The 5,028-nt window shown below is 65.1% G+C and carries 5 protein-coding genes; 1 reads left to right on the top strand and 4 read right to left on the bottom strand.

The genetic code is table 11. From position 1 onward, the window contains the following. Positions 1-843, top strand: an 843-nt coding sequence (locus QZY06_RS18860; RefSeq protein WP_295686996.1) for a LysR family transcriptional regulator, incomplete at its 5' end; no start/stop codon positions are given. Between the two features lie 40 nt (positions 844-883). On the opposite strand, the gene radC is transcribed toward QZY06_RS18860, so the two are convergent. From radC to QZY06_RS18840, 4 genes are all read right to left on the bottom strand, one after another. Then, the gene (radC, locus tag QZY06_RS18855) at positions 884-1,393 is read right to left on the bottom strand and encodes a DNA repair protein RadC (RefSeq protein WP_033939127.1); all 510 of its coding nucleotides are present in this window, start codon (positions 1,391-1,393) and stop codon (positions 884-886) included. Between the two features lie 325 nt (positions 1,394-1,718). Next, positions 1,719-2,864: a PDDEXK nuclease domain-containing protein gene (locus QZY06_RS18850; RefSeq protein ID WP_295686994.1), complete on the bottom strand. Its 1,146-nt coding sequence runs from the start codon at positions 2,862-2,864 to the stop codon at positions 1,719-1,721. After that, positions 2,861-4,060 carry a site-specific integrase gene (locus tag QZY06_RS18845; protein WP_106468523.1) on the bottom strand — a complete coding sequence of 400 codons (1,200 nt, stop codon included), beginning with the start codon at positions 4,058-4,060 and terminating at the stop codon, positions 2,861-2,863. Before QZY06_RS18845 ends, QZY06_RS18850 begins: the two co-directional genes overlap by 4 nt. A 240-nt stretch (positions 4,061-4,300) precedes the next feature. Then, positions 4,301-5,028 (bottom strand): S1 RNA-binding domain-containing protein (locus QZY06_RS18840; protein WP_295686991.1); only part of this gene is annotated, 728 nt, incomplete at its 5' end.

Raw genomic sequence — 5,028 nt, 5'->3', positions numbered from 1 at the left:
GAGACGGCGGCCCGGCTGGAGAATTTCAGCCGGGCGGCGGCCGAGCTGCACCTGACCCACGGCGCGGTCAGCCGCGCCGTGCGCCTGCTCGAAGACGAACTGGGCGTGGCGCTGTTCGAGCGCCGCAGCCGGCGCGTGTTCCTGACCGATGCCGGCCGCACGCTGGCGCGGGCCGTGGGCAATGGGCTGGATCTGATGCGGCAGGCCGTCGGCGAGTTGCGCGCCAGCGCCCGCCAGGGGCGGCGCTGGGTGCTGTCGTGCGAGCCGACGCTGCTGATGCGCTGGCTGATCCCGCGCTGGCCGGACTTCCAGGCCCGGCATCCGGGGATCGACGTACACCTGGTCGCCGGTGGCGGGCCGTTCTCCTTCGCCAACGGCATCGACCTGGCCATCCGCCGCGACGACTTCCCCTGGCCCGATGGCTACCACGCCGAACCCTTGTTCGCGGAAAAGGTCGGCCCGGTCTGCCGTCCCGACAAGGTGGCGGCCTGGTTCACCACGAAGAAGGCCGGCGCCGCGCTCAAGGCCGGCGCACCGCGCCTGCACACGCGCACGCGGCCGGGCGCGTGGCCGGAATGGGCGGCGGCCGCAGACCAGCGCGCACCTGATGCGCCGGGACAAACCTTCGATCATTTCTATTTCAGCTTGCAGGCGGCCGTGGCCGGCCTGGGTGTGGCGGTCGGCCCGTGGCATCTGGCACGCGACGATCTGGACAGCGGCGTGCTGGCCGCGCCGCTGGGTTTCGTGGAGGACGGCTCGCGCTATTGCCTGTTGTCGCCGCGGCCCTTGCAGCCCGATAGCCCGCAGGCCGATTTGCTGGCATGGCTGCGGGCCTTGGCATAGCCACAATCGGGCGCAGCAAAAAGGGGCCGAAGCCCCTTGGTCAGATCAGGCCGCGTTCTGCGAACGACGCCGTGGTGCTGCCAGCGACGATGACGTGATCGAGCACGCGCACGTCCACCAGCCCCAGCGCATCCTTGAGCCGCCGGGTCAGCGCCCGGTCTGCCGCGCTCGGCTCCGGGTTGCCACTTGGGTGGTTGTGCGAGATGACCAGAGCCGCCGCGTTGAGCCGAAGCGCCTCCTTGACCACTTCGCGCGGATGCACTTCGGCCGAGTCGATTGTGCCGTGGAACATTTCCCTGTATTCGATCAGCCGATGCTGCGTGTCGAGGAACAACACCGAGAACACCTCATGCTCGAAGCCGGCCAGCTTGGCAAGCAGGTATTCCTTGACCGCCGCCGGTGAAGTGAAAGACGTACCCCGCTGCATCTTCTGGTCGATGACCAGGCGCGCGGCCTCCAGAATCTGATCGGCCGATGCCAGCGCATAGTGCCCGTGAGAGTCACGCACCAGCAAAGCGTCATCGAACGAGGAAAAGGACAGTTGCGACATGATCGTGCTCCGGTTGCTCGGGCGGAATTGCCCGGAACCGTGTTCAGCACGGCGCAACGCAAGCAGTCACAAGGTCGAAGACGGCCGCCAGGACGCCAGCGCGCATGGCGCGCGCCGCCTTTGACGGCGAGAACGCCGTGGTACGGTGAAGGGAACAGCAAGACCGCCTAAACCCCGCCCACTGCACACACCCGCCTTTAAGCAAGCGCAGCGCGCAGGCCCGCGAGGGCCGAAGGCGTCAGGGGGCAGCGCCGAATGGCCGCGATTCGGCACGAAGCGCGAGGCGCAGCCCGCGAACCCGACGGCGGCACGCCGGGACGCCCGGTTATCGCTTGCGTCTCTTGGGGACGATCGTTCCGCGAGATTCGATCAGCCGCCGCGTGTTCTCCAGTTCCTCTTGCAGCACTTCGGCATCCGGCAGCACCATCTTGTAGTTCGCCGCCATCACCTTGGACGGCAAGCCCTCCAGCGCATACCGCGCCAAGGCATGGCCCTTGTCGGCGCAGAGGATCAGACCCACGGGCGGGTTCTCGTCGGCAAACGTCCAGTGCTCCTTCGCATAGTTGCAATAGAGGTGCATCTGGCCCACGTCGGCATGGGTCAGCGCGCCGAGCTTCAAGTCGATGATGACCAGGCAACGCAAGCGACGATGGAAGAACAGCAGATCGACCCGATACCAGGTCTGGTCGATGCGCAATCGGCGCTGCCGCCCGACGAAGGCGAAACCGTCGCCCAGTTCGAGCAGGAAATCCTCCAGCCGCCGGATCAGGGCTTGCTCAAGATCGGATTCCGAATACTCATCCTTGAGGTCAAGGAACTCCAGCACATACGGGTCTTTGATCGCGTCGTCAGGGGTGACGGCATCCCCGGGGTTGGGCACGGCGCCCTTGACCAGCATCGCCGCCTTGTTCTTCGACAGCGCCGTGCGCTCGTAGAACTGGCTGTTGATCTGCCGGTCGAGCTGGCGCACGCTCCATCCGCCGCGCAGGGCTTCGGCCTCGTAGAAGCGGCGGGCGTGTTCGTCCTTGACCGACAGCAGCCGGACGTAGGCCGACCACGGCAGCGTGAAGACCTGGGCCAGTTCATCGAGGCGCCAGGGACGCGCCCGCGCCACTGGCGCCGGGGAAGATTCGCTAGACACTGTCTGGCGAATTGGCCAGGTCAGGAAGAACGACCGCATTTGCTGCAAGTTCGGGCGGCTTAACCCGCGCCCGAACTGCGCGGTCAAGTCAGCCGACAGCCGTTCGATCAACTGTTCGCCGTACCCGGCACGCCGCTTGCCCCGTTGCTCGGCCTCCACGATCCGGCGGCCAATCTCCCAATAGCTGGCGGTCATCAGCGCATTGACGCTGCGTGCCGCCGCATGGCGGGCGGCATCGAGCACTTCCACGATACCGTCGTGGATGCCGGCATAACCGGCTGGCGGGGCGGCGGGGGTGTCCCCCGCCACCGAAAGCGTCTTCTTGCTCATGCCGTCGCCTCCGCAAGGCGCCGCACGCCCGTGATGGCCTGCCGCCGGCTCGCCACCAGCTCGGCCGCTTCCCGCACCGGCTTGTCCTCGGTGTGGACGTAGTGCATGAACATCGCTACGGTCTTGTGGCCCGTCAGCTTCATGCCCACCTTGGTTGGCACGCCCGAATTGGCAATGTCGGTGGTGGCCCGGTGGCGGATACCGTGCGTGCCAACATGTGGCACGCCGGCGGCCTTGAGCACGCGCTTCCAACCGCCATAGTGCTCGCCGTGGGTCAAGTGTTTGGTCGCGTCGTTGGGCGACGGCAGGACATAGGGGCAACCTTCCAGGCGCGGCGCCGTCGAAAGCAGCCGATAGGCTTCCTCGCTCATGGGTTTGGAAATGCCGCCGGTCTTGCTGTCGGGCCAGACGACGCGACGCTTTTCCAGATCAATCCAGTCCCATTCGAGCGGGCAGATTTCGGAGCGGCGGGCGGCAAACTCGAATTGCAGGCGGATCGCCAGCGGGATGACGTAGTTCTCCAGTCCCTCGGCTTCCAAGTGCTCCAGGTGACGGAAGATCCGCACCAGTTCATCGTCCACGATGAGCCGGGTTTCCTTGCCGGGCGGGTACATGGGAACGTGGCGGCACGGATTGGTGCCGTCCGGGCGAAGGCCCCACACTTCGGCCAGGTTGAACATCTTGCGCAGCACGCCGAAGGTGCGGTTCGCCTCGGCCGGCTTGTGGGCCAGCTTCTTCATCAGTGCGGCCACGTCCGGGCGCTTCACTTCCTGCACCTTCATCCGGCCCATGATGGGAATGATGTTGCGGTCGATGACCCCCTGATAGCCGCGCTGCGTGCTCGGCTTGTTGCGCTGCTTGGAGTAGTCCTCCATGAAGGTCTGGCAATACTCCTTCATGGTCGGCGCCTTGCGGGCGGCATTCTTGGCCGCGCTGGGGTCGCCGCCCTTGCGCACTTCGGCCAGCCACTCCTGCGCCATGAAACGGGCCTGTTCGACAGTCAGTTCGCCAAACTGGCCCAAGGCAGGCTTGCGGCGCTCGCCGGCGTTCGTGCGGTACTGGAGCATGAACACCTTGCGGCCGGCCGGGGTGATCTTGCACAGGAAGCCGGGCACCACGGTGTCCCGGAGTTCGACGGCCTGCGCCTGGGGCTTTGCCGCATCGATGGCGGACTTGGTGAGTTTGATTCTTGCCATGACGACTCCTCGGAAACCTCGGTTTCCAAGAGCCACATGGGAGCCACGCGACCGGAAGCCGGGTCAAGTTTCGGAAAGCACCGGCATATGATGGACGCGCCTAAGTTATTGATAAACCTGCTGTAGCGGGCTTAGGCGTAGTCCAGCGAAATGCCGGGCTGGAGTCATCGTCAAACAAAAAAAGAGCCGCGCGACTGCGCGGCTCTTCTGTGCTGCGGAAAAGCTCGGTGCTGGCTCGACTTAGTTGTCGTTGCCGCCGATCTGTTCCTTGAGCAGGTCGCCCAGGCTGGTCTTGCCAGTCGAAGCATTGCGGCTGTACTCGGCCACGGCTTCTTCTTCTTCCTGGATTTCCTTGGCACGAACCGACAGCGTCACGATGCGGTTCTTGCGATCCACACCGATGAAGCGCGACTCGAGTTCCTGGCCAACCGACAGCACCTTGGTGGCATCTTCGACGCGCTCGCGCGCCAGATCGCCAGCCTTGATGTAGCCCTCGACGCCACCCGCCAAGGTGATGACGGCGCCCTTGGCGTCGACTTCCTTGACGATGCCCTTGACCATCTGTCCCTTCTGGTTGTCAGCAAGGAACATGGTGAGCGGATCCTGGCCCATCTGCTTGATGCCCAGGCTGATGCGCTCACGGGTACCGTCGATGGCGAGAACCGTGGCTTCCAGTTCCTGACCCTTCGAGTAGCGACGGACGGCGGTTTCGCCCGGCTCGTTCCAGTCCAGATCGGACAGGTGAACGAGACCGTCGATGCCACCATCCAGACCGATGAAGATGCCGAAGTCGGTGATCGACTTGATCTGGCCCTTGACCTTGTCGCCCTTCTGGAAGTTCTGCGAGAACTCTTCCCATGGGTTCGGCACGCACTGCTTCATGCCGAGGCTGATGCGGCGGCGCTCTTCGTCGATGTCCAGAATCATGACTTCGACTTCGTCGCCGAGGTGAACCAGCTTGACCGGGT

This window comes from uncultured Nevskia sp. (genome assembly GCF_903885465.1).
In the GTDB taxonomy this organism is placed as follows: Bacteria; Pseudomonadota; Gammaproteobacteria; order Nevskiales; family Nevskiaceae; genus Nevskia.
This window is presented reverse-complemented; position numbering and strand designations above follow the sequence as displayed.